Source organism: Pseudoalteromonas sp. SG43-6, from assembly GCF_014164365.1.
Classification (GTDB): Bacteria; Pseudomonadota; Gammaproteobacteria; order Enterobacterales; family Alteromonadaceae; genus Pseudoalteromonas; species Pseudoalteromonas rhizosphaerae.
On sequence record NZ_JACJEZ010000169.1, the window covers coordinates 1 to 496 of the forward strand.

Annotated in this window: 1 pseudogene; it reads left to right on the top strand. The window is 43.3% G+C overall.

The window, feature by feature from the left end:
- Positions 1-496 (top strand): annotated as a pseudogene (locus H5201_RS22640) (helix-turn-helix domain-containing protein); the annotation flags it as partial.

Below are 496 nucleotides of genomic sequence, written 5' to 3' on the forward strand. Positions count from 1 at the left end.
TGGGGTTTCAACGAGGACGATTAACAACACAGGCTGAGCGACATGAATTAATAACGCTTATTACAAACGCGCAGGATTCAGGGGCAAGGAAAGAAAAAGCATGTGAGTTACTTGGGCTGACGGTAAGAACCGTTCAGCGGTGGATTGAAGCAGACGATATGACTGACAAGCGAACGAGTACGAAAAAACGGCCGCCAAACCGTCTCACAGAGTTAGAGCGGCAGCGTATTATTAATACGGTTAACTCAACTGAGTATGGGCATTTACCGGCCAGTAAAATAGTCCCCAAGCTGCTTGATAACGGTATATGGATAGCGTCTGAAAGTTCATTTTATCGTGTCATGAAGGCACATAACTTATTAACGCATAGAGAAAAAGTAAAGCCAGCTAAGCCGATGAAAAAGCCAAGAGCATTGAAGGCAGTACGTGCAAATGAAGTATACACTTGGGATATCACCTATTTACCAACGAGCGTAAAAGGGCAATTTTTATACTT